This window comes from Bacillus sp. mrc49, assembly GCF_002803435.1.
On sequence record NZ_PHNG01000690.1, the window covers coordinates 88128 to 112248 of the forward strand.

The following is a 24121-nucleotide window of genomic DNA, read 5'->3' on the forward strand; positions in this document are numbered from 1 at the left end:
ATAATTCCGGCTGTTTTTCTTACTATTCAGAGGATATTCCTAGGGTTTCGAGCATTTCGATGAAATTGCGGGCATATAAATCTGGACTGAAATTCTTGATTACGTGCTCAAGCGCGTTCTCCCGTATACTTTCCCTCAGGCTCTCGTTATTCATTAGCTCCTTCGCCTCTTTGACGGCACTATCAATGTTGCCTAACGTATAAAATTTCCCTGTTTGATCATGGATGATGGAACTTCTTACACCATCGGAATCGGTCGTGAGCACCGGGCACCTGCAACTCATTGCTTCAAGCAATGCATAAGGAGCCCCCTCCACCTTGGAGGTGGAACATAAAAAGCCACCTGAATCCCCGATTACAGAGAAAAAATCGGCCATTTGCGAATTCGGAACATTCGAGTGCAAAGTAAGTCTGCTTTTCAAATTTAACCGCCTGACCGTTTTATCGAATTTGTTTCTTTCAATGGGGTCACTTAATGTGGGGTCTTCAAACATAAGTAATCGGATATCCGGATTGTAATTGTTGATTAGTTGATATCCTATCTTCAGGAATTCACTCCAATTCTTGTTATCTTCGATTCTTCCGATCCAGGCGATTTTTTTATAGCCATCCAAGGACATTTCTTTGTGTGAGAATTGAGTGGTATCAAAACAATTATTAAAAGAGAAAGTTGGAAAGGACGGGTAAAGTTCATCCAATAGCTGCATGATATGTGGCGTTTTCGGATTAAGGAACCCATCTGCATGTTCATTGACAACTTCAATGGCATTGGTAAGTGCCTTTCTGGCGACATGTTTCGGACCATATCCCTGTATTTCTATGATCATTTTTCCTTTATAGCCCATGGACCTGAATCTGGGCAAAGTATTGAAATCCGAAACGATGACGATAGCGGCATAGTTCCCATATTCCAATATTTCCTTGATTTCATCATTGTCATTCGTTACGAATGTTGGGGCACTATGGTCATTCAAGTATTTCCTTCTGTTTTCATAATAAAGAAAATGAGCATGGATACCGCGCTCTTTCAGCGCGATAAATCGCTGCCGATTCAATGTTTCCACACCGCCACTCGGAACGTAGAAAACAAACAAAATATTCATTCTTCCCCTCCTCATAAAAATGGAGCAACAGGGCTCTGGGTTTTTAATTTCATATTATCTGAACAAACCACCTATCCCTCCAATTCGAATGGATACGACCATCTAATATACGTATGACATGTATGATGGTTTTATAGCCGTTTTAATTTCAGTAATGACAAGACTAGGGAATGGAACACATCTTATACGTGTGAAATAAATATAACCATGGAAGAGTTCATCCCTATCCATAACGCATGGTTAGACAATCATTACTTGAAAGGCGGTTCGTACATGTCAAAAGTATCGATCATTGTTCCATTCTACAATTGTCCATACATTGAAAAAGCTTTGGAGAGTTTAATCAATCAAACCTACAAAAATATTGAAATAATCGTAGTTGATGATGGCTCTACATTATATTCAGAAAAAATCGAACCGTTTCTAGATAAAATCCTATTTATCAAAAAGGAAAATGGCGGAACAGCGAGTGCCTTGAATACTGGCATCGAACATGCAACAGGTGATTATTTATGCTGGCTTAGTTCTGATGACATCTTTTACCCGGAAAAAACGGAAATCCAGTTACGTTTAATGGAAAGGGAAAATGCCCAATTCAGCTATACGAGTTATTATTGCATCGATGAAAACGGAGAAATCATCACCCCGATCATTGGGATCAATCCGCCCACACGCCTTGAATTCATTAAAGCGATGATCAAGGGGAATATTATCAATGGCTGCTCCGTCATGATTCAGAAAAAGATATTTGAGCAAATCGGGGTTTTTGACGAAGCCCTCCTATACACACACGATTATGATTTATGGCTGCGCATCATGCAAAACTACAAATTTCACTTTGTGCCCAAACCGTTATTACAATATCGAATCCATACTCAAATGGGGACCAAGAAATATGCAGGCAGCATTAAAAGGGAAAATCGGTTCGTTGTCAATCGACATCATGCAAAAATGAAGCAATTGTTAGTGATGGAGCTGAGGAACCAGTAGGGAAATAGCCTTTCTCAAAGGGGCATATAGTTGGGGGCTTTAGCCTGGTGGTGTCTCCCTTGGACTCGCATACCGGATCCATCATTTCATCTTGCATGATAACTAAACTGGAAAAGAAGGCCCTTGAGGGGCTTTTTTTGTTGAGTGAATTGAGTGGCCCTTCTTCATGCATTGACTCTTTTTCAGACACAAGTCTATAGCATCCAAAGCTTTGATTGCATATCTTATAGAAGTTGCATATATGGCGGGGATGACATTTGTTTTGTTATGGGGTAATGGACATCGGACGAGCGCCAATGGCTTGGATTGTGATTGAAGTTATTGAAACAGCTCCTTTAAAAAGGAAATGCTTTGTAGGAGGATAACATGAGAAAGCTTATTGTTTTCGCGTTTATTGGATTTTTGGCTCAGCTAATCGATGGTTCTTTAGGAATGGCATATGGAGTTACATCCACCTCTTTGTTGTTGACTTTCGGAATCGCTCCGGCTGTAGCCTCTGCATCCGTCCATTTGGCGGAAGTCGTGACAACGGCGGCATCTGGCGTTTCTCATTTGAAATTCGGGAATGTCGATCGCAACGCGCTTTTTAAATTGATCATCCCCGGATCGATCGGGGCATTTGCAGGAGCGTGTTTTTTAAGTCAATTGCCTGGTGAAGTGATTAAACCGTATATTTCCTTGTTTTTACTGATTCTTGGCGCATTTGTCCTTTTTCGTTTTTTAAGTACGACTAAAACAAGTGAAAAGAAATCAATTAATCTCTCAAGAAAAAAATCGGTACTATTGGGACTTGTAGCCGGCTTTGCCGATGCAACCGGCGGGGGTGGATGGGGACCCATCACCACTCCAGTTCTACTATCACAAAAAGGAGTCCCTGCCAGAAAAGTGGTGGGTACCGTTGATACAAGTGAATTCGCGATTGCCGTTTCAGCAACCCTTGGTTTTCTCATTGCCCTGGGGTGGCAGGACGTGAATTGGTTTTGGGTCATCTCCTTGATGGCTGGGGGAATCATTGCCGCTCCCATTGCTGCATGGATCGTAACAAAATTGCCTTCGCATTTATTGGGTGTCCTCGTTGGGGGCTTCATCGTTCTGACGAATGCGCGAACGTTGATCGTCACTTGTGGCGTCGATTATTGGGCTATGGCCATTTATTTGCTGATATTGCTTGGGTGGGCAGGTTCCTTGATTTTTGTCATCCGGAATAATAAAAAACGGTAAAAGGGGAAATAGTGTGAGTCAACATGAGAATATCCATAAACATGTTTTTTCAATTACGAAACAGCATAGGCAAGCGCTGCACGGACATAAAAGCTATATTCTTTGGTTTACAGGATTATCAGGTTCAGGTAAGTCCACCATCGCAAATATGGTTGAGGCCAGGCTTCATGCAAAAGGTATTTCGACGTATATATTAGATGGAGATAACTTACGAAATGGTCTGAATGAAGATCTTGGCTTCAGTGCGAATGACCGGAAAGAGAATATAAGGCGAATAGGAGAAATGTCCAAAATTTTTGTTGATAGCGGAATCGTCGTATTGGCCACATTCATATCTCCCTATGCCAATGACCGCAAGGATGTCAGAAAAAAGGTGAAAACCGATGAATTTATCGAGATATATGTAAAGTGTCCGATTGAAGCCTGTGAAGAACGGGATCCAAAAGGATTGTATAAGAAAGCTAGAATTGGTGAAATCACTCACTTTACAGGCGTATCGGCTCCTTATGAAGAACCGGAGAATCCGGAAATCATCATTGAAACGAGTCAGAACACGATAGAGGAATGCGTGCAGCAAATCATCGACTATTTAGTCGATGATGGTATGTGATGTCGGTTTGAAAAGGAGCATATAAAACGAATGAAATCAAATGATTGAGAGGTTATATATGAATGTTCAATGGAACACTATCGATCCGCATGGCGGCAAACTGATCCAGCGTGAATTAACGGAAAAGGCCAGAAAACAGTATTTGGATATGTGCGAATCCTTATTTTCACTGACAATATCTAAATGGATTGCGTCTGATTTGGAAATGATTTCAAATGGTGGGTTTAGTCCACTAATTGGATTCATGGGAATAGCGGATTACGAAAGTGTCATTAATGATATGCATTTAGCGAACGGATTGCCATGGACGATACCCATCACTCTCCCTGTAACGAAGGAAGAGGCAGGGCAAATGAAAATTGGCGATGAAGTCGCGTTATACACGGATGAAGGAGAGTTTGCCGGCATCATTTTAGTTGAAGAGAAATTTGAATACGATAAACATCAGGAAGCAAAACTTGTGTATAAAACAGTGGATCATAACCATCCTGGAGTGAAAAAACTGTTTGGTCAGGGGGACATATATGTAGCAGGACCTATTCATCACGTAAACAAGGCCTCACATAAGCCCTTTGAAAAATTTCATTTGAATCCTGCACAAACAAGAAAGATGTTCGCTGAACTAGGTTGGAAGACGGTGGTAGGCTTTCAGACGAGGAATCCTGTACATCGGGCTCATGAATATTTGCAAAAAACAGCTTTGGAAACCGTTGATGGACTCCTATTGCACCCTCTGGTCGGCGAGACGAAAGAGGATGATATACCAGCAAATATTCGAATGGAAAGCTATCAGGCCCTATTAAAAAGTTACTACCCCACGAATCGGGTTTTGCTTGCCATTTATCCTGCTGCCATGCGCTATGCAGGTCCTCGGGAAGCGGTCTTTCATGCCATCGTCCGCAAGAATTATGGGTGCACCCATTTTATTGTTGGCCGTGATCATGCGGGTGTTGGCGATTATTATGGCACGTATGAGGCCCAAGAAATTTTCAGCCAGTTCGACCCGGTGAAGATTGGCATAAAACCGTTGTTCTTTGAGCATAGCTTTTACTGTAAAAAGTGTTTGAATATGGCGTCCTTGAAAACTTGTCCACATACAGAAGAAGATAGATTCATATTAAGTGGGACGAAAGTCAGGGAAATGTTGCGGAAGGGACTGATTCCACCGTTGGAGTTCACCCGTCCGGAAGTGGCAGAAATACTGATAAGAGGCATGAAGCTAAATGATAAAGGCAAGTAAACGATTCAGCATTCTTGCTTGGGATATCTCACTTAACAAACCTATGAAAACCCGAGCTTTCCAACCATGAATAATACTAGAAAAAATCAATTCGGACTCCAGGTTTACAGACCATACCCATCTCTTGTATGGTCCTGTTGTGTAAAACAGTGACCTATAAAATGTACAAAAGGTAAGCTGCCTGAAATCAATCAGGCAGCCTTCTGTTTTTTCCTCTGGAGAATCCACATTTCTGTCACTCCCGAACCGAGCAACACGCCTATAACGATCAATATCAGCCCGATGAAATGTGAAGGCAGGATTGCTTCTTTCAGAAAAATGACAGCCCCTACCAATGCGAATAAGGTATTTAAATTAAGAAATATGGAGGATTCCGCTGCACCGACCTGCCCAATAGCATAATTGTAGCTCATATGCCCCAGCGCAGTGGCAAAAATTGCCGAAAAGAAGAAAGCTCCCCACATGGAAGGGGGGGCAGCGGCAAGTGAAGATAAACCGTCCGGTTCCTTCCAAAAGCTGATGGCAAAAAGAATGAAAGAACCGAATAGCATCATATAGCCGGTCAATAGCCGTGGATCCATCGTTTTCGCCGCTTGATTAATCAAAATGAAGCTCAGCGCCTGTGAAAGGATGGATAACAGGATATCGACATCTCCGAGATTGATAGAATGGACGCCACCGCCTCCTGCCATGACGGTAAAGCTTACGCCCAAAGCGCCGCATAGAAAACCAAGAAGGCGGATCAATGTAGGTTTTTGGCGAAAGAAAACCATGGTCAAGATGACTGTCAATATCGGTCCCATACCCAAAATCAACCCAGCATTGGAGCCGGACGTCCTTGTTAACCCTTCAGCTAAGAAATAATGGTGAAAAACGACACTCAATAACGCTCCGCCAAAAACGTAAAATAGCTCCTTCTTCTTAGGGAGGCGTATCAGGCCTAGATAAAAAAGAATAAGAATGACGATAACTGAAGCTGTAAAGATCCTTAATGCTGTTATGGTTACTGGTTGCGTATTCATAACGATAAATTTAAGGACGGAAACGTTTAATCCCCAGGTGATCATGATGCCTGTAAGTAACATGTAAATTTTTACATAACTCATTCAAAACAACCCTTCCAAATTATTTAGCAATTGATTCAGTATAGCAAAGAGTGTAAATGTTAGGAACCTGGATAATGTAAAATACAATCTGCTAATCACTCAAAACGTGGGAGAAACCATGATTTTCATTACCATTAAATGGATTAATTCCTATTTTTCTCATGAAAAGAGCTGTAAATGTGTCAAATAAAAATTTAATTTCAAATTATCTAACTTTTCTATTGTTTTTGGTAGGGTTTTCATTTACAATTTCCTTATGAATTACCAAACCGGTTTAGTAAAATTATTCTTTTTCACTAAACCGATTTACTAACGAAAGCGGTTTGAATCACAACAGTAGCTTGGATTTGTGATTGGCCGAAAGAAGGAGGTACTGCATTGTCATCAAAATATGGTGTTTTAACGCTGGGTGACGCCATGATTACGCTAAATCCGGAAGAGACAGGACCTTTACGCTTCGTAAACCGTTTTGAGCGAAAAGTAGGAGGGGCCGAGCTGAATTTTGCCATTGGCTGTGCAAGACTTGACATGCGCGTGAAATGGCTTAGCCGGTTAGGAAATGATGAATTTGGCAGGGTGATATATAATTTCGCACGTGGAGAAGGCATTGATGTGAGTGACGTTGCCTTTGTATCCGGGTATCCTACATCTCTAAACTTTAAAGAAATTCGTGAGGATGGGTCGGGAAAGACTTTTTATTACCGGCATCAATCACCCATCTTGACTTTAAAGCCCGAAGATATAACAGGGAGCATGTTTGATGGGATTGATCTCGTCCATCTAACTGGAGTTTTTCTGGCGATAGATCCGAGGAATATACATATAGCCAAGCGTGTCATGGAAATGGCGAAACAAAAAGACATCCCTGTTTCATTCGATCCGAATATACGCTTGAAGCTCTGGTCCATCGAGGAAGCGAGAGCCGTCTATTCAGATCTATTCGGTTATGTGGATATTTTGCTTTCAGGTTTAGATGAAATAAGGCTGATTACAGGTAATGACTCGGAGGAATCCTTGGCGGAATTCGCAAAAGTAAATGGCGTTGAACAGCTTGTCATCAAAGATGGGGAAAACGGTTCAAAACTATATAACAAGGGCGAATGGCATAAAAAAGAAGCTTTCCCAGTTATGCCGGTTGACACTGTGGGTGCTGGGGATGGCTATGACGCAGGGTATATATACGGATACCTGCAAGGATTACCGATCGATGAAAGATTGACATTCGCCAATGCCGTCGGGGCAATTGTCACCACTGTTTCCGGTGATAATGAAGGATTGCCATACTTGGATGAAGTACTGCCGTTCATCCGCAAAGAAGCAGTTGTTGAAAGATAGACAATAGAAACAATGAGGAGGGAGAATATGGCAACAGTAACGATACAAGCAGAGGAAGCCAAACGATTGGTCATACAAAAATTGACTGAAGCGGGATTGGAGGAAGTAAGTGCCGAAAAAGTGGCAGAGGTACTGGTTCATGCTGATCTAAGAAATGTCAATTCGCATGGGGTATTGCGAACGGAGCATTACGTAAATCGGATAAAAGCCGGCGGTATCAATCTTGATCCGCAAATATCCTTTGAAAAGACTGGACCTGTTACGGGTGTTGTTGATGGGGACGATGGATTCGGACATGTGATTGGTGAAGAGGCGATGAATCACGCAATCGAAATGGCACGAAATAATGGTATCGGGATGGTGACCGCATGTAATAGCAGCCATTGCGGAGCGCTAAGCTATTTTGTCCAAAAAGCAACTGATGCGAAGTTGATCGGGATTGCGATGTCACATACGGATAAGATTGTCGTTCCATTCGGAGGAAAGACTTCATTTCTAGGAACAAATCCAATTGCATACGGAGTGCCTGCCAAAAGTAAGAAGCCCTTCATCCTGGATATGGCAACTTCAAATGCTGCATTGGGGAAAATCCTTCAGGCAAAAGAAGAAGGCAAGGAAATTCCTGAAGGCTGGGGAGTCGATGAAAATGGGGCTCCTGTGACGGATCCAAATCAAGTCGTTTCCCTTTCCCCTTTCGGCGGCCCAAAAGGTTATGGCCTATCCGTGATTGTCGATGTATTTTCCGGATTATTGGCAGGTGCAGCGTTTGGACCACATATCGGGAAAATGTATGATGATCTTGATAAGAAACGGAAACTTGGACATTACTTTTGTGTAATCAATCCTTCTTATTTTACGGATTCGGATATATTTCTGGAGCAAATGGATCGAATGATCGAAGAATTGCAACAGGTTGAGCCTGCTCCTGGATTCGATCGAGTATACATCCCAGGTGAAATTGAACAAATCAATGAAGAAAAAAACCTAAAAGAAGGTATTACGATAGCTTCGACTGTTTATGAATTTCTTACAAAGTAGGTGAAAAAATGAAAGCGGTTCAAGTACGGAAAGCACATGAGCTGGTCATACAGGAAGTGGAGAAGCCCCGGATTTCAAACCCGACGGATGTTCTTGTCAAAGTGAAAAGGGTCGGGATTTGCGGGTCGGATATGCATATTTACCATGGTACGAATCCCCTTGCAACGTTGCCACGAATCGTAGGACATGAAGTGGCAGGTGAGGTTGAGGAAATTGGTGAAGAGGTAGTCGGCATTAAAGTGGGGGACCACGTGGTCATAGAGCCGATTCGATATTGCGGAACATGTTACGCCTGCCGCAAGGGACGCCAAAATGTTTGTGACACATTATCTGTATTCGGTGTACATGAAGAGGGCGGAATGAGGGAATGGTGCGTCCTTCCCGAGAAACAATTGCACGTTGTCGACTCCGCTATTGCTTGGGAGGAAATGGTATTGGCTGAGCCATATACAATCGGTGCCCAGGCGGTTTGGCGGGGCGAGGTAGAGGAAGGTGACACGGTCCTTATCCAAGGAGCGGGACCGATTGGAATTTGCATATTGAAGATGGCCAAGCTGCAAGGCGCTTCGGTAATGATTACGGATTTAAGTGAAGAGCGATTGTTATTCGCCAAAGAAAGTGGTGCTGATGTTACCGTCCATGCCGGAAAAGAAGATGTTCAAGCACGAGTGCAGGAATGGACAGACTTTGAAGGAGCCAATGTCGTCATTGATGCGGTTTGTTTACCGATGACCTTTGAAATGTCCTTCAATGTAGTTTCTGCAGCAGGCAGGATTGTCGTGCTCGGTTTTGATGAACGCACTGCAGCGATATCCCAGCTTCCCATCACGAAAAAGGAAGTTTCGGTGAAGGGCTCCAGGCTGCAAACCAACCAGTTCCCTAAAGTGGTCAAACTGTTAAATGAAGGGAAGCTCAGACAAGAAGGATTAGTTACACATACTTTTTCCCTTGAGGATGTCCAGGAGGCATTCAATTTTGTTGAAAGCCATCCGGAACAGGTTCGCAAAGCGATCATCGTATTCAATGAAGGGGGAGCATGATGGAAAAACATTCAATAATCAATCAACTAGCCGAAATGAAGGTTGTCGCGGTAATTCGGGGTCAGCATGCAGAGGAGGCTGCCCAGCTGTCTAAAGCAGCTATCGAAGGCGGTATACGCGCAATTGAATTGACGTATACAACACCGCAAATAGAAGAAGCGTTCAAGCACCTGGTGAATACGAACGCCCTCATCGGAGCAGGCTCCGTATTGGATTCGGAAACGGCGCGGCATGCCATATTATCTGGTGCCCAATTCATTGTCAGTCCCTATTTTGTCGAGGGTGTTGCCAAGCTTTGCAATCGATATGGGGTGCCATATATGCCTGGTTGCATGACAATAAGGGAAATGGCTACAGCACTTGAAGCAGGGTGTGATGTGTTAAAGTTATTTCCGGCAAACCATTTTGACCCTTCATTCATCAAGAGTGTCAATGGTCCGCTGCCTAATGTACGGATCATGCCGACCGGCGGAGTTAATCTGGACAATATGAATGATTGGCTCCAAGCCGGTGCACTTGCGACAGGGATTGGCAGTGACTTGAATAAAGCTTATAAGAGCGGCGGCTATGACGCTGTAGTTGAATTGAGTAAAAAATACATGCAGAAAATTGCGGAATGATGGAGGTGGTGCACGATGAATATTACATTTAGATGGTACGGAAAGGACAATGATACAGTCACGTTGGAGCAGGTTAAACAAATTCCCGGAGTCAAAGGGATCGTTTGGGCATTGCACCAAAAACCGGTAGGTGAGGTATGGGAAAAGGAAGAAATCAAAAAGGAAATTGACTATATCCAATCCTTTGGTTTTCACACGGATGTTGTGGAAAGTGTTAACGTTCATGAATCGATTAAATTGGGCAATGAAGATCGCATGAAGTACATCGAGAATTACAAAGAGACGATCCGCAACCTTTCAGAGGTGGGCGTAAAAGTCATTTGTTATAATTTCATGCCGATATTTGATTGGACGCGAACGGAAATGTTCCATCCTCTCGAAGATGGTTCAACTGCATTATTTTATGAAAAGGGAAAAGTGGATACGTTAGATCCGCAAGAGTTGATCCGAACGGTAGCCGAAGCTTCGGATTTAACGCTGCCAGGCTGGGAACCAGAAAAAATGGAGCGGATTTCGGAATTGTTCGAAGCCTATAAACGCGTGGATGAAGAACAGCTGTGGGCGAATTTGGAAATATTCCTTAAGGAAATATTACCGGTTGCAGAGGCATCAGGCATTAAAATGGCTATCCATCCAGATGATCCACCATGGTCCATTTTTGGTTTGCCGCGAATCATTACCGGGGAAGCGAGTTATGAAAAACTAATCTCGATATCGAATTCACCATCAAATGCATTTACGATGTGCACAGGCTCGATGGGGGCCAACCCGGAAAATGATATGGTTCAGGTAGCTAAAAAGTATGCGTACCGTGCTCCTTTCTCGCATATCCGGAATGTAAAGATCTATGAAAACGGTGATTTTGTGGAAACGTCTCATTTTACACAGGATGGTTCCATAAACGTACAGGGTGTTGTAGCAGAATTGAATAAGCAGCATTATTCGGGCTATGTCAGACCAGACCATGGCCGCCATATTTGGGGAGAGGTTTGCCGTCCTGGTTATGGATTATACGACCGGGCTTTAGGGATCATGTATTTGCTTGGATTATGGGATGCCAATGAAGCTGCAAAATTAGGCGGCCGCTCATGATTCCCATCCATGAAAACCTATCAAGCAGAGTAGCGGTAATCACTGGAGGCAGCGGTGTATTGTGTTCCAAAATGGCAATAGAATTAGCTCGCCACGGAATCAAGATTGCCATATTGAACAGAACGGCAGAAAAAGGTCGGGAAGTGGTCGAGCTCATTGAACGAGATGGCGGCACTGCACTATCGATCGCGACCGACGTATTGGACAGGAGCTCATTGGAAAAGGCAAGAGAGGAAATCAAAAAAACGTTCGGCCGTGTGGATATATTAATAAATGGAGCAGGGGGCAATCATCCAGATGCGATTACAGCTCCTGAGACATATGGCGAGGAAACCGAAGGGAAATCGTTTTTCGATTTGGATGAAAATGGTTTCTCGCAAGTTTTTTCCAGTAATTTTACAGGGGCATTTTTGGCAAGTCAAGTTTTTGGGAAAGAGCTGCTGCAAGCGGAAGCACCAGCCATCATTAATCTGTCTTCCATGAGCTCATACTCTCCAATGACAAAAGTTCCGGCATATAGTGCTGCAAAAGCTTCAATCAATAATTTCACCATGTGGATGGCCGTTCATTTTGCCGAAGAGGGTTTACGAGTGAATGCCATAGCTCCAGGATTCTTCCTGACGAAGCAAAATCGAGATCTGTTGTTAACCGAAGATGGCAGCCTGACGGCTAGATCCAATAAAATCATTACGGCAACACCGATGAAGCGTTTTGGACAGCCAGAGGATTTACTTGGTACTTTACTTTGGCTGGCAGATGAATCATACTCAGGGTTTGTCACTGGGATAACGGTGCCTGTCGATGGGGGCTTCATGGCTTACTCGGGCGTCTGAATGCCAAAGCAATGGCATTGATGGATTGGCATGAACTTGCAGGCGTCATTCGTTCAATGTATGGGGAAACCAGAGCTTATTTCACTGCATAAGAAGTTGATTGTAAACGATCACTTTCTATAATAGAATATTCATTATATCTGAGCAATTTTATTTACAGGCTATTTAGCAGATAAATGAAATCACACGACAGGAATGAACGAAATGAAACCCATTACAATCACTGATGTTGCCAATCACGCAAAAGTATCAAAAAGCACGGTTTCCCAATACTTGAACAAGAGATATGAGTATATGAGCGAGAAAACGAGGAAAAAGATCGAAGAAACGATCGAAGAGTTAAACTATCAGCCTAATATCCTTGCTCGCAGTTTAAAGCAAAAATCCACTTTTACCGTAGGGGTGGTAGTGGCCAATATCCTTCACACGTTTTCTACGCAAGTGATTAGGGCGATAGAGAACTACTTCTACGATCATGGTTTCCATATCATCGTATGCAATGCAGATGACAATCCTGAAAAGGAAAAGAATTATATTGAAATGCTTAGAGCCAAACAAGTGGACGGGATCATCATATTCCCGACAGGAGACAATCTCGATTTATATAAGCGCATGAAGAGTGACCAATTTCCGATTGTCTTCATGGATAGGACCATTGAAGAATTGAATATTGCAACGGTCATGCTGGATAATCATCTAGCGTCAAAGCTTGCGGTTGATCGGTTTATTGAAAAGGGCATTGAACATATCGCAATCATAACCACATCAATAATCCGTGATATCAGTCCAAGAATCGAGCGGATCCAGGGGTACAAAGATGCACTCTCTTCACACGGAATACCATCCAATTCGGATTATATAAAAACCGTCAATATAGATGAAATTCCAATTGCGCTTTCAGAATTTTTCGATTTGGAAAGGCGGCCGCAAGCGATACTGGCAGGGAATGATATCGTCCTGAATGAAGTGTTGCGATATATGAAAAAACACGAAATCAATATTCCCGCAGATATAGCCGTTATCGGTATCGATGATGTACCGTATGCCAGTTTTTATACACCGACAATCACGACGATTGATCAGCCAGCGATTGAAATGGCCAACTTGGCAGCCGAATTACTGCTCAGTCAAATCAATAAAGAAGAAAAAAAAGACACAAGCGTTCATCGCTTGAAGCCGACTTTGCTTATGAGGAATTCGTGCTAGAGCCAGCAGCTCGAATTCCCCCAAAAAAAGAAAGCGCTTTTTTATTGGAGTTCTAAACCGATTTAGTCTGTCATTTAATTGGAATCAAGTTGGAAACGGTTTCAACTTAGCTGTATCAATTGTCGAAAACGTATTAGGGGGGTCTTTATGTTTTCAAATGGTAGAGGAATGATCATTGTTTTTTTGTTCTTGGCAGGGGTGATAAATTATTTGGATCGTTCCGCACTGTCCATTGCGGCGCCGTTCATTCAAGATGATTTATCTTTAACAGCAACACAGATGGGGATTATCTTTAGTAGTTTTTCGGTCGGATATGCGATATTCAACTTCCTTGGAGGAATGGCCTCGGATAGGTGGGGGGCAAAGTTGACGCTTTTCGTGGCAATGATTGTTTGGTCCTTATTTAGCGGTGCGCTTGTACTTGCCGTGGGATTTGCCAGTATGATCATCATCCGCATCTTGTTTGGGATGGGCGAAGGGCCGCTTTCGGCTACGATCAATAAAATGGTGAATAACTGGTTCCCGGCCAATCAGCGGGCATCCGTGATCGGATTGACGAATAGCGGTACTCCGCTTGGCGGTGCGATAGCAGGACCGATTGTTGGTTTTATAGCGATTTCCTATGGGTGGAGAGTGTCATTCATCGCCATTATGATCATCGGTCTGATATGGGCGATTTTCTGGTGGAAATTTGCCAAGGAAAAACCAAATGACTCGATCGCTCAGGAAAATCCAGGGAACCAATATGTAGCAGCAACAACGGAAGGAAAACTGAAATTCACGTTTTACCTAAAACAAAAAACCGTTTTATTTACAGCACTCGCGTTTTTTTCGTATAACTATATTTTGTTCTTTTTTTTAACCTGGTTTCCAAGCTATTTGGTCAACGCTCGTGGTCTAAGCGTGGAAAACATGAGCATCATCACGGTGATTCCTTGGATTTTCGGGTTCATAGGTCTTGCTTTGGGAGGTTTCGTGTCGGATTTCTTCTATAAGAAGTTCGCACAAAAGGGCGTTTTATTCTCCAGGAAGTTAGTGCTTGTAACGTGTTTGTTCCTATCTGCCGTCTGTATTGGCTTGGCAGGGATTGTAACGACGACGTTGTCTGCCGTTACGCTGGTGGCACTATCTGTTTTCTTCTTATATTTAACAGGTGCCATTTACTGGGCAATCATTAATGACGTGGTGGATCCTGATAACGTTGGCTCTGTTGGCGGATTCATGCATTTCCTGGCCAATACAGCAGGAATCATTGGACCGACTTTAACGGGATACATTGTCGATACTTCAGGTACATACACGGTAGCCTTCTTGCTGGCTGGAGGATTAGCTATTTTTGCCTCGCTTGCAGTCATTCGCTTTGTCCGTCCGATCGTAAAACCAGCATAGTGGATTAATAGAATGGAAGTGTCTCCCAAATGATATGTGATGGGGGACACTTCCATTTTACGTAGCCGGCCCATTCTTGGCGGGGACGGGCCTGTCTATCCGGGTATAGGCTGGAATCTTTATCTTAGCCCATTCGATTTTCCTTTTCGAAATACTGCAGGTGTTTTATCATTGTATTTTTTAAAGGTCCGATAAAATTGAGGCATGCTTTCAAAGCCGCACATTTCCGCGATGGAGGAAACGGTCAGATCCGTTCCCGATAACAATTCTTTCGCTTTGATGATTCTTTTCATGTTCAAATATACCACCAACCCGATTCCCGTCGTTTCCTTAAAAACCCTGCTGAAATGGGAGGGGCTGACCGAGGCTTTGCCGGCCAGCGTAGTCAGGGTCAATGGTTCACTCAAATTGTCATTGATATGGATCAAGATCGCTTGGATCCATTCTGGACTATATGTATGTCCAATATAGGGTGCTTGTTCATCATTGGCAATTACTCGATGTAAATCCAGCAGAATCTGATGAACGGTGAGAATGCAGGCATGCCTTGAGCCCAATGCGTCGCTGGTTGCTTCATGATGAATGTTGAGCAGCTGCTCCTCCAATCTTGATTGTTCGTTTTTTGGCAGGGATATTTTATGTTTCTTTCGCTTTTTCACCAGGTCAAACAGGTGTAAATATGAAAAAGGATCATCCATCATGCCTTTATATAGTAAGGTCGGACTGAAAAAGGTGATCGTTGAAGTAACCGGATCGGCCCTATCAGGCATTGCCCTATGAATGGTGTTGTTGGGAATCAGGAATACATCCCCTTGCTGCATATCATAAAACACATCACCAATGAAAAAGGTTCCTTTGCCGCTATATACATAGACGATTTCATAAAAGTCATGCATATGATCTGACAACTCATTCTGCGGGCTTTTTGTATCTTGAAAGAGGAAAGCAAATGGGAATAATGCATCATGGCCAAGTACTTTTTTAGATTTGTTCATATTTCATTCAGCTCCTGAAGGTATCATATATCAAAAATGAGTATATTTATAGCAAAAAACGCAATTTTTATTTCAATTATTGATGTTAAACTAGAAAATGAAAGGGCTTTCTACAAGCTTGGGCATGGGCGGTGATCACCGTTAAGAAAAGGAGAGGATAATATGGATAAAATCGTTCATTTGCATGCAGATGATAATGTGGTTGTCTCGTTGGAAGGAATTCGTAAAGGACAGATTCTCGAGATTCAATCAAGAGATAAAGGACTGCTACAAATAAAGGCACGTGAAGACGTCGGAAAAGGCCATAAGATGTTAATTCGTCCGGTTCAGCAAGAAGGTGACATCATTAAGTTCGGTTATTCAATCGGCAAAGCGAAAGAAAATATCGATGTTGGTGAGTGGGTTCACACTCATAATCTCCAATCCGGCCTGGAGGGGATATTGAATTATTCCTATCAGCCAAGCATCCCAACGATGGAAACGGAAAGTCCCAGCCAAACGTTCCAAGGATATATCCGTGATAATGGGGAAGCGGGTATCCGCAATGAGATTTGGATCATCAACACGGTTGGCTGCATTAATAAAACCTGTGAAGTGCTCGCGAAAATGGGAAATGAGCAGTATAAAGATCGTCAAATCGATGGGATTTACCACTTTCCCCATCCGTATGGTTGTTCGCAATTAGGGGATGATTTGTCTCATACGCAAAAACTCTTGGCAGCCTTGGCGCAGCATCCGAATGCAGCGGGTGTACTGATAGTAGGATTAGGCTGTGAAAACAACCAGATCGAAGCCTTCAAGCAAGTCATCGGTGATTTCCCCCCCAATCGAATCAAGTTCTTAAAAGCCCAGGAGGTTAATGATGAATTGGAGATGGGCTTGCGCTTAATCGGGGAGCTAGTGGAATATGCGGAAGGATTTCAACGGGTGCCAGTTCCGGTTTCAAAGCTGAAAATAGGGCTGAAGTGCGGAGGTTCCGATGGTTTTTCGGGCATTACGGCCAATCCATTAGTCGGGGAAGTATCCGATCTGATTGTAGAAAACGGCGGTACAACGATTTTGACCGAAGTGCCTGAAATGTTTGGAGCGGAAACGATATTGATGAACAGGGCAAAGGATGAAGAAACATTTCATAAAATCGTAAACCTCGTCAATGATTTTAAACAATACTTCATGCGCCATGATCAGGAGATTTATGAAAATCCTTCACCCGGAAATAAAGAAGGCGGCATTAGTACACTGGAGGAAAAATCACTGGGCTGCACGCAAAAAGGCGGTCATGCTTCGGTTGTGGATGTCAGCGCATATGGTGAAAGGATTGTGAAGCCAGGATTGAATTTGATTAATTCCCCAGGTAATGATCTGGTATCGGTGACGGCATTGGCAGCAGCTGGCGCACATATCGTTTTATTCACGACCGGAAGAGGCACACCATTTGGCGGGCCCGTGCCGACGGTCAAAATTGCTACGAACACCGAATTGGCAAATCGAAAAAAGCACTGGATCGATTACAATGCCGGCCAATTAATGGAAGGACATAGTATGAATGAATTAAAAGAAGATTTATTCCAATTCATTCTAGAGCTTTCATCAGGCAGAAAAGAAACCAATAATGAAAAATTCGGATATAGGGAGATCAGTATTTTTAAAGAAGGAGTCATCCTTTAAACGATGTGAGTTTCAGGAAAGCAAATATAAAAAAGGAGTGCTGAACCATGAAAAGTATCGTGTGTGAAAAACCATATGCATTTAAGATGATAGAATCAGAAAAACCGTTTCCAAACGAAGGGGAGGCTTTGATTCGGGTACGGCGAATAGGGATATGCGGGACGGATATTCATGCGTTCGGGGGCAATCAGCCATTTTTCAGCTATCCGCGAATACTTGGCCATGAACTATCCGGCTATATTGAAGAAATATCGGAAAACCCGGGAGGACTGAAGGCCGGGGACCAAGTATCAATCATTCCATACATGGAGTGTGGGAAATGTATCGCTTGCAGAGGGGGCAAAACGAATTGCTGCACGGATATGAAAGTGTTGGGAGTCCATGCGGAAGGCGGGATGAGTGAATGGATCACGGTTCCTTGCGATCATTTAGTGAGGACCGAGGGACTCACGCTTGATCAATCTGCCATGATCGAACCTCTAAGCATAGGGGCTCATGCTGTTAGACGGGCCGCCATACATGAAGGGGAAATTGCATTGGTCATCGGTGCTGGTCCGATTGGCTTGGGAGTCATGGCGTTTGCTAAAGAAAAAGGTGCGAAAGTGATTGCAATGGATATGAATGATGAACGGCTGGCGTTCGCGCGGAAATGGGCCAAAGTGGATCATACGTTGAATGTTTTGGAGAATCCATTGGAGAAATTGGCTGAGATGACGAATGGGGATATGCCAAGCGTGGTGTTCGACGCTACAGGGAACGCTAAGTCGATGATGAATTCATTCAAGTACCCTGCCCACGGCGGAAGGTTAATTTATGTAGGTTTGGTGAAATCGGATATTTGCTTTAATGATCCTGAATTCCATAGCAAGGAGCTTACATTGATGGGAAGCAGAAATGCCACGCGGCAAGATTTTGATGAAGTGGTGAATACTCTGAGAAATAAGCGGTTGGATTTAAGTATGTATATTACACATCGTGCAGAGCTGGACGAAATGATCGATCAATTTGAAGGTTGGCTACAACCGGAAGCTAAAGTGATCAAGGCCATTGTCGAAATATAAGCATGCATATACCGTAAGAAAGGAGTTTTGTGGCCATGCACATGAATGAAGGAAACTTGAAGCGATTAAATCGAAATACCCAGGCTGTCCAATCTGCACAAATGTTGCATTATCCGATAAAAGTTTTGCAGATTGGGGAGGGGAATTTCCTTCGCGGCTTCTTCGATTGGATGATAGCCGAAAGCAATAAACAAGGTCATTTCGAGGGAAGTATTGCGGTTACACAGCCTCGTCCTTCAGGAAAAAGGAAAATCGAAGAATTGAAGCAGCAGGACGGACTTTATACATTAATGATGCGTGGTTTCCATCAAGGTGAAGAGGTGGAGCATACAGAGGTCATTTCCGTATTTTCAAAGGTTATAAATCCCTATGAAGAGTGGAGGGAGTTTTTGGAAATGGCCGAAATTCCGACATTGGAATTCGTAGTATCCAACACGACAGAGGCAGGGCTTAAATATCAGCCAACTCCTTTTGTTGAAGGGGAGCCGATCGAAGCTTTTCCGGGAAGACTTACCGCTTTTTTATATCGGCGTTATCTCCATTTTCAGGGAGATCCGGAAAAAGGACTCATCATGCTTCCTTGTGAGCTTTTGGAGAGGAACGGCGATTCATTGAAGCAGTGTGTGCGAAAGCATTGTGTGGAATGGGAGTTGCCAAAGTCATTCATTGAATGGGTAGAACAGGACAACCTCTTCCTTAACTCGCTTGTTGACCGAATCGTAACGGGTTTCCCGGTTAAAGAGTCGCATGAGTTATTTTCTTCTTTGGGATATGAGGATACATTGCTTACCACTGCCGAAGCTTATCATTTATGGGTCATTGAAGGTGATCCGGCCCTCGATAAGCGCCTTCCGTTGCAGCAATCAGGCTTGAATGTACGTTGGGTGAAGGATTTGGCACCCTATCAGCTGAGGAAGGTCCGGATATTAAATGGGTTACATACATTAATGGCGCCTCTTGGGATTTTGTTTGGCTTGAAAGAAGTGAAACAAGCCATTGAACATCCGGATTTCCATCAATTGCTGTATCAGGCTATCGAAAAAGAAATCATTCCTTCCTTGCCATATGGCCATGATGAACTGCTCGAATACGGGGAAAGCGTTTTGGAGCGATTTGCCAATCCATTTGTTCAGCATTTCCTTTCCGATATCTCTTTGAATAGCATTTCAAAGTTTAAGGTCCGTCTTCTACCTACGTTGGAAGACTATCATGAAAGAAATGGGAAGCTGCCTGCCTCCATTGTAAGAGGTTTTGCGGGTCTGCTCCGCTTTTATAAAGGAGAAACAGTAAATGGGAAGAATATTGGCAAAAGCTTTGGCGGTCAGGAATATATCATTCAAGACGATTTGCAAATTATTGGATTCATCCAAGATCAATGGAGGCTTCACGATAAGAAAGAAGTCACAACCCGGCAATTCATCGAGGCCATTTTGCATAATCAGCAATTATGGGGAAAGGATTTGAACACAATACATGGCCTTGCAGAGGAATTAACCAATCACTTGACAGAGATGATTGATGGAGATTTTCAGATGAAAGGAATTGGTCCAGCTAAATTAAACTTTTAAGATAGGCCTGCTGTCATGAACTTTTTTGTAAAATCCTCATATATGAAGGAATAGCCAATATTTTGCAAAAAAACAGGTCTATCATTCCTTATTTTTTTCCTTTCATTTATTCGTAATTTTGGTATACTGAACTAGTGATATTTTTTATGGTATTTTCCTAAGAGGCCTATGCCATAAGTGAAGCGGAATTACATAGCTCTTCATTCCCGTGAAGGGGAGTAGCGTCAGGGATAACCTGAAATAAAGTCGTCATTACGTGGGAACCCCACCGGCTTTATTGGCCTAATTCATTTAGTGCTCAGCGAGACCTTTGCCATTTATGGCAGAGGTCTCTTTATTTTTGTATTAAAGGAGGAAGATGTGTTGGATTTTTTAACTGGTGAATTCATTTCAGGACTTTTAGCAATCATTATGATAGATTTGGTTCTTGCTGGTGATAATGCAATCCTTATCGGGCTTGCTGCCAGAAAGCTTCCGAAAGATCAGCAAAAAAAGGTGATCATTTGGGGAGCTGTCGGAGCGATTGTAATCAGGATCATTGCAACGCTGCTTGTTGTCGTCATCTTGGAGGTTCCAGGATTACATTTAATTGGAGGATTACTTCTCGTATGGATCGCTTATAAGCTCCTTATCGATGAAGAAGAACCAGATTTGAAGCCGGCAGATTCAATGTGGGCTGCGATTAAAACGATCATCATTGCCGATGCCTTGATGGGACTGGACAATGTCCTGGCTGTGGCAGGCGCTTCACATGGTAACTTCACGTTAGTGGTAATCGGCTTGCTTGTATCGATTCCAGTCGTTATGTATGGAAGCACATTGATCTTGAAACTGATCGAGCGTTTCCCATTCATCATCATTATCGGGGCAGGGATTCTTGGCTGGACAGCTTCCAAGATGATCGTTGCTGAACCATTCATGCAAGACTACTTTGCCAATCCATTCATGAAATATGGATTTGAAGCCCTAGTGGTGATCGGCATATTAGTAGCCGGAACCTCAAGGCAGCAAAAAATAGAAAAAGAAAAAGCAAAAGCAAGCAGGGAAAAAATGCAAATCGAACGCAATGGATAAAGAGAGAAACAAAGAGACCCTTCGCATTTGAAAGGTCTCTTTGTTTATATATGGAAGCTTACTAGCCATAAAATGATATAATTGCAATTGAGGCTTAATCATGAAAGCAACATTTCTTCTTCAATCACTAATAACATCTGGTAAGTGGCCATAGGACGAAAAAAAGCGGATGTAGGACGAGCCGCTTTATGGATGTGCACCGCTGAACTCGTATGGGAAAGTTCTCGATGGGTTTTGGAAAGCACGTTCAAAGAGTAAGAGAGATTTATAAAAGCTGAAGGCGGAGGCGAAGGTTAAACTTCCAAGCTTCATAATAAATCGAGAAGGGGGAAGTGTCATGAAAGAAAAAATAATAGAAGAATTAAAGGGTATTGAAGCAGCCTATGATGTCAAAATCCTGTACGCATGTGAATCGGGAAGTCGGGCATGGGAATTTCCATCGAAAGATAGTGATTACGATGTTAGGTTCATTTATATACATAAACAAGATTGGTATTTGTCCATTGATAAAAAGCGAGATGTCATTGAGCTGCCAATCAATGATGAATTGGATATAAATGGTTGGGAGCTTACGAAAGCCCTGCGGTTATTCAGAAAATCCAACCCTCCGCTTCACGAATGGTTGAACTCGGGAATCGTATATCATCAAGCTTATTCAATTGCCGGCAAGCTGAAGGAAATGAGTGACAAGGTGTATGTACCAGCCGCAGCATTGTATCATTATTTGAACATGGCCAAGGGCAATTATAGAAATTATTTACAAAATGAACAGGTGAAAATCAAAAAGTATTTTTATGTGCTTCGTCCAGTCATGGCATGCCTTTGGATCGAAAAATATAACACCATCCCCCCGATGGCGTTTCCGGCATTACTCGAAGGTATCATTCCAGGTGGACCCTTAAAAATGGAAATCCAAACTTTGCTCACGAGGAAAATAAATGGCGAAGAGTTGGACCTTGAACCTAGAATTGCAGTCATTCATGACTTTTTAGAAAAGGAAATGGCGCATTTGACGAATTATGCTAAAACATTAGATATGAAACCTGGAGACCCGACAGAGTATTTAGACCAACTATTTAGGGACGCTTTGGATGAGGCTTGGAAATAACGGGACACGATACATAATCCTGAAAGACTAATTAATGGAAACGCCGGGAACTTTGAACTGCAGCAAATACACTTTGGAAGATATTTGAATCTTCTGTTATAATTATATTGTCTACAGGTCCGTTTACGCGCCATTGATCGGTTGCTTGGAAAAGGAAGCACCCGGGATGATTCCACAAGCGAAAGGTAACATGAGGGAAACTTCAGGCAAGACCTGCCCCTTTCTCAATCCAAGGTTGCGATATACGGCAAAGTGTAGTCCTGTCCCCCTTAAAGCTCGATTTCTTGTTTTTACCATGCTTCCTTTCGTGGAAAGAGAGGGGTTCACCATGTCGATAAAAACATTAAATAATGAAGTGCAGGAAATCAAAATCTCATATAGAATGGTGTTATTGATGCATTTTCTAAAATTCCGCAAGGGGATGTGGTGGTCATAGTATGGAGTTGTCGTCTGAAAATAATCAGTATAAAAAAGTATTGATTCAATACTTGGAAGAAAATCAAACCTTATTTTTAAATGAATGGAACGAGACTATTAAGATCGATGAAATAGATCCGTATAAAGAAAAGATCAAAGAGAATGGCTATGGCATGTATACCCTGGTCATTCAAACGTTCAAGGGCGACTTATCTGATGACATGCTGACAAAATTGGCCCATCAAGTTGCAAAAGAGCGCCTTGAAGCAAATATTAACATCGGGGATTTTCTCTATAATATTAATTTAGGGAGAAATATCATCATAAGAAATATTTTCGGGGCGAAAATTCCTCTTTCTCATTTGCAGGAATTCATTAATGCGATTAATGTACACTTTGATACTTTCAGTTATCATGCCGTAACGGAATATACGAATCTTACGAATGAGTTAATTGAGGAAAAAAAGTCTTATATCAGCGAGAATCATAAAGATAAATTAGCGGTACTTGGGCAAATATCATCTAGCTTTGTGCATGAGTTCAGAAACCCGCTTACAGCCATTATGGGGTTCAATAAATTGCTGAAGCGAGAGAATCCAGAATTGAAATACTTGGATATCATCGATTATGAATTGAATCAGTTGAATTTCAGGATAACCCAATTCCTACATACTTCCAAATCTGATTTTAACGAGGAGCAAATAGAGGACATTTCCGTGTTGAATTTAATTGAAGAAATACAGGAACTGACATATGCCAATATTGTGGATGCCAGCGTTAATGTTGAAATAGACATTTTTCCGAATTTCTTCATAACAGCGAGCAAGGACGGTTTGAAACAAGTGTTTTTAAATCTCTTTATAAATTCCATTGATGCATTGAAGGACAAAGAACATCCTAGAATTTTGAGGGTACACTCTTCAATAGAAGAAAATGAACAAATCATTCGCATTTCCAATAATGGGCCTGTCATTGCCAGTGAACTGATTGAAACCATTTTCGAGCCGTTTGTCACCACAAAAGAGTTAGGAACGGGAATTGGTCTATACGTATGTAAAAAAATCATTGAAAGCAATGATGGGTATATGAATTGTGAGTCCAATGAAGCTTTAACCACATTCAGCATCCACTTCCCATATGCTGGATAGTGCACTTATCTTGGTCTGATACATAAATCATACATATTGAAATTGTTTTTCCTGTCCTTAAATAGTGAGCTTAGAATGTATAATGATTAGTAACAAGGAAAATAGGTTCAGTTTAACCATTTGGAAGATGCCGGTATCCAAGCAGTGAGTCGAGGCATCTTCTTTGTTCTATCATGAAAACATCAATCTGATTTATTCCAAACAGATATCTTGTTTTTGATTCAGAAAAGAATCGAAAAATCCATAATGAATCAAAAAAA

21 protein-coding genes are annotated in these 24121 nt (G+C 42.4%); 18 read left to right on the forward strand and 3 right to left on the reverse strand.

Translation table 11 applies throughout. The features are described from left to right. Positions 1-22: 22 nt before the first annotated feature. Positions 23-1102: a glycosyltransferase family 4 protein gene (locus tag CVN76_RS13760; RefSeq protein WP_100531721.1), complete on the reverse strand. Its 1080-nt coding sequence runs from the start codon at positions 1100-1102 to the stop codon at positions 23-25. A gap of 273 nt (positions 1103-1375) precedes the next feature. Here CVN76_RS13760 and CVN76_RS13765 point away from each other — a divergent pair, with 273 nt between their 5' ends. The 4 genes from CVN76_RS13765 to sat all read left to right on the forward strand — a co-directional run bounded on the left by CVN76_RS13765 (position 1376) and on the right by sat (position 5163). After that, positions 1376-2092, forward strand: coding sequence for a glycosyltransferase (locus CVN76_RS13765; RefSeq protein ID WP_100531722.1), 717 nt, complete (start codon positions 1376-1378; stop codon positions 2090-2092). Positions 2093-2458: 366 nt separating this feature from the next. After that, the gene (locus CVN76_RS13770; RefSeq protein WP_100531723.1) at positions 2459-3313 is read left to right on the forward strand and encodes a sulfite exporter TauE/SafE family protein; all 855 of its coding nucleotides are present in this window, start codon (positions 2459-2461) and stop codon (positions 3311-3313) included. A 13-nt stretch (positions 3314-3326) separates the two neighbouring features. After that, entirely contained in the window at positions 3327-3923 is a 597-nt protein-coding gene (gene cysC / locus CVN76_RS13775) for an adenylyl-sulfate kinase (protein ID WP_100531724.1), read from the forward strand. A gap of 58 nt (positions 3924-3981) precedes the next feature. Continuing rightward, positions 3982-5163, forward strand: a complete 1182-nt coding sequence (gene sat, locus CVN76_RS13780; RefSeq protein WP_100531725.1) for a sulfate adenylyltransferase — start codon at positions 3982-3984, stop codon at positions 5161-5163. Between the two features lie 191 nt (positions 5164-5354). Here the strand turns inward: sat and CVN76_RS13785 are convergent, their stop codons facing one another. Then, positions 5355-6269 carry a DMT family transporter gene (locus CVN76_RS13785; protein WP_100531726.1) on the reverse strand — a complete coding sequence of 305 codons (915 nt, stop codon included), beginning with the start codon at positions 6267-6269 and terminating at the stop codon, positions 5355-5357. 378 nt (positions 6270-6647) lie between these two features. On the opposite strand from CVN76_RS13785, the gene CVN76_RS13790 reads away from it, so the two are divergent. The 8 genes from CVN76_RS13790 to CVN76_RS13825 all read left to right on the forward strand — a co-directional run bounded on the left by CVN76_RS13790 (position 6648) and on the right by CVN76_RS13825 (position 14822). Next, on the forward strand, positions 6648-7604 hold the full coding sequence (locus CVN76_RS13790) for a sugar kinase (protein WP_100531727.1): 957 nt from the start codon (positions 6648-6650) through the stop codon (positions 7602-7604). 27 nt (positions 7605-7631) lie between these two features. After that, on the forward strand, positions 7632-8642 hold the full coding sequence (gene allD / locus CVN76_RS13795; RefSeq protein WP_100531728.1) for an ureidoglycolate dehydrogenase: 1011 nt from the start codon (positions 7632-7634) through the stop codon (positions 8640-8642). An 8-nt stretch (positions 8643-8650) separates the two neighbouring features. Further along, positions 8651-9682, forward strand: coding sequence for a zinc-binding alcohol dehydrogenase family protein (locus CVN76_RS13800; protein ID WP_100531729.1), 1032 nt, complete (start codon positions 8651-8653; stop codon positions 9680-9682). Then, positions 9679-10302 (forward strand): bifunctional 2-keto-4-hydroxyglutarate aldolase/2-keto-3-deoxy-6-phosphogluconate aldolase, encoded by a 624-nt coding sequence (locus CVN76_RS13805; RefSeq protein ID WP_100531730.1) that lies wholly within the window; start codon positions 9679-9681, stop codon positions 10300-10302. The genes CVN76_RS13800 and CVN76_RS13805 overlap by 4 nt, the downstream gene beginning before the upstream one ends. Before the next feature lie 15 nt (positions 10303-10317). Then, the gene (uxuA, locus tag CVN76_RS13810; protein WP_100531731.1) at positions 10318-11394 is read left to right on the forward strand and encodes a mannonate dehydratase; all 1077 of its coding nucleotides are present in this window, start codon (positions 10318-10320) and stop codon (positions 11392-11394) included. Further along, the gene (locus tag CVN76_RS13815; RefSeq protein ID WP_100531732.1) at positions 11391-12227 is read left to right on the forward strand and encodes an SDR family oxidoreductase; all 837 of its coding nucleotides are present in this window, start codon (positions 11391-11393) and stop codon (positions 12225-12227) included. Before uxuA ends, CVN76_RS13815 begins: the two co-directional genes overlap by 4 nt. A 204-nt stretch (positions 12228-12431) precedes the next feature. Next, positions 12432-13433, forward strand: coding sequence for a LacI family DNA-binding transcriptional regulator (locus CVN76_RS13820; protein WP_100531733.1), 1002 nt, complete (start codon positions 12432-12434; stop codon positions 13431-13433). A gap of 147 nt (positions 13434-13580) precedes the next feature. Beyond that, the gene (locus CVN76_RS13825) at positions 13581-14822 is read left to right on the forward strand and encodes an MFS transporter (protein WP_100531734.1); all 1242 of its coding nucleotides are present in this window, start codon (positions 13581-13583) and stop codon (positions 14820-14822) included. Positions 14823-14941: 119 nt separating this feature from the next. Here the strand turns inward: CVN76_RS13825 and CVN76_RS13830 are convergent, their stop codons facing one another. Beyond that, on the reverse strand, positions 14942-15817 hold the full coding sequence (locus CVN76_RS13830) for a helix-turn-helix transcriptional regulator (RefSeq protein ID WP_100531735.1): 876 nt from the start codon (positions 15815-15817) through the stop codon (positions 14942-14944). 162 nt (positions 15818-15979) lie between these two features. Between CVN76_RS13830 and CVN76_RS13835 the strand changes: the two genes are divergently transcribed. The 6 genes from CVN76_RS13835 to CVN76_RS13865 all read left to right on the forward strand — a co-directional run bounded on the left by CVN76_RS13835 (position 15980) and on the right by CVN76_RS13865 (position 23861). After that, on the forward strand, positions 15980-17485 hold the full coding sequence (locus tag CVN76_RS13835; RefSeq protein WP_100531736.1) for a UxaA family hydrolase: 1506 nt from the start codon (positions 15980-15982) through the stop codon (positions 17483-17485). Between the two features lie 47 nt (positions 17486-17532). Continuing rightward, entirely contained in the window at positions 17533-18546 is a 1014-nt protein-coding gene (locus CVN76_RS13840; RefSeq protein ID WP_100531737.1) for a zinc-binding alcohol dehydrogenase family protein, read from the forward strand. A 35-nt stretch (positions 18547-18581) separates the two neighbouring features. Then, entirely contained in the window at positions 18582-20114 is a 1533-nt protein-coding gene (locus CVN76_RS13845) for a tagaturonate reductase (RefSeq protein WP_100531738.1), read from the forward strand. Between the two features lie 363 nt (positions 20115-20477). Continuing rightward, a complete protein-coding gene (locus tag CVN76_RS13850; RefSeq protein ID WP_100531739.1) occupies positions 20478-21188 on the forward strand; it encodes a TerC family protein in 711 nt (236 codons plus the stop codon). 337 nt (positions 21189-21525) lie between these two features. Then, complete coding sequence (locus CVN76_RS13855) at positions 21526-22296, forward strand: nucleotidyltransferase domain-containing protein (protein ID WP_100531740.1); 771 nt, start codon at positions 21526-21528, stop codon at positions 22294-22296. Between the two features lie 437 nt (positions 22297-22733). Then, positions 22734-23861, forward strand: a complete 1128-nt coding sequence (locus CVN76_RS13865; protein ID WP_100531742.1) for a histidine kinase N-terminal domain-containing protein — start codon at positions 22734-22736, stop codon at positions 23859-23861. Positions 23862-24121: the final 260 nt, after the last annotated feature.

What these genes read in the sequence shown, in the direction of transcription:
- CVN76_RS13825 (WP_100531734.1), top strand. Translation starts at nt 13,581, where the DNA reads ATGTTTTCAAATGGTAGAGGAATGATCATTGTTTTTTTGTTCTTGGCA.
- uxuA (WP_100531731.1), top strand. Translation starts at nt 10,318, where the DNA reads ATGAATATTACATTTAGATGGTACGGAAAGGACAATGATACAGTCACG.
- sat (WP_100531725.1), top strand. Translation starts at nt 3,982, where the DNA reads ATGAATGTTCAATGGAACACTATCGATCCGCATGGCGGCAAACTGATC.
- CVN76_RS13820 (WP_100531733.1), top strand. Translation starts at nt 12,432, where the DNA reads ATGAAACCCATTACAATCACTGATGTTGCCAATCACGCAAAAGTATCA.
- CVN76_RS13765 (WP_100531722.1), top strand. Translation starts at nt 1,376, where the DNA reads ATGTCAAAAGTATCGATCATTGTTCCATTCTACAATTGTCCATACATT.
- CVN76_RS13760 (WP_100531721.1), bottom strand. Translation starts at nt 1,102, where the DNA reads ATGAATATTTTGTTTGTTTTCTACGTTCCGAGTGGCGGTGTGGAAACA.
- CVN76_RS13835 (WP_100531736.1), top strand. Translation starts at nt 15,980, where the DNA reads ATGGATAAAATCGTTCATTTGCATGCAGATGATAATGTGGTTGTCTCG.
- CVN76_RS13840 (WP_100531737.1), top strand. Translation starts at nt 17,533, where the DNA reads ATGAAAAGTATCGTGTGTGAAAAACCATATGCATTTAAGATGATAGAA.
- CVN76_RS13805 (WP_100531730.1), top strand. Translation starts at nt 9,679, where the DNA reads ATGATGGAAAAACATTCAATAATCAATCAACTAGCCGAAATGAAGGTT.
- CVN76_RS13815 (WP_100531732.1), top strand. Translation starts at nt 11,391, where the DNA reads ATGATTCCCATCCATGAAAACCTATCAAGCAGAGTAGCGGTAATCACT.
- CVN76_RS13800 (WP_100531729.1), top strand. Translation starts at nt 8,651, where the DNA reads ATGAAAGCGGTTCAAGTACGGAAAGCACATGAGCTGGTCATACAGGAA.
- CVN76_RS13830 (WP_100531735.1), bottom strand. Translation starts at nt 15,817, where the DNA reads ATGAACAAATCTAAAAAAGTACTTGGCCATGATGCATTATTCCCATTT.
- CVN76_RS13770 (WP_100531723.1), top strand. Translation starts at nt 2,459, where the DNA reads ATGAGAAAGCTTATTGTTTTCGCGTTTATTGGATTTTTGGCTCAGCTA.
- CVN76_RS13865 (WP_100531742.1), top strand. Translation starts at nt 22,734, where the DNA reads ATGGAGTTGTCGTCTGAAAATAATCAGTATAAAAAAGTATTGATTCAA.
- allD (WP_100531728.1), top strand. Translation starts at nt 7,632, where the DNA reads ATGGCAACAGTAACGATACAAGCAGAGGAAGCCAAACGATTGGTCATA.
- CVN76_RS13845 (WP_100531738.1), top strand. Translation starts at nt 18,582, where the DNA reads ATGCACATGAATGAAGGAAACTTGAAGCGATTAAATCGAAATACCCAG.
- CVN76_RS13855 (WP_100531740.1), top strand. Translation starts at nt 21,526, where the DNA reads ATGAAAGAAAAAATAATAGAAGAATTAAAGGGTATTGAAGCAGCCTAT.
- CVN76_RS13785 (WP_100531726.1), bottom strand. Translation starts at nt 6,269, where the DNA reads ATGAGTTATGTAAAAATTTACATGTTACTTACAGGCATCATGATCACC.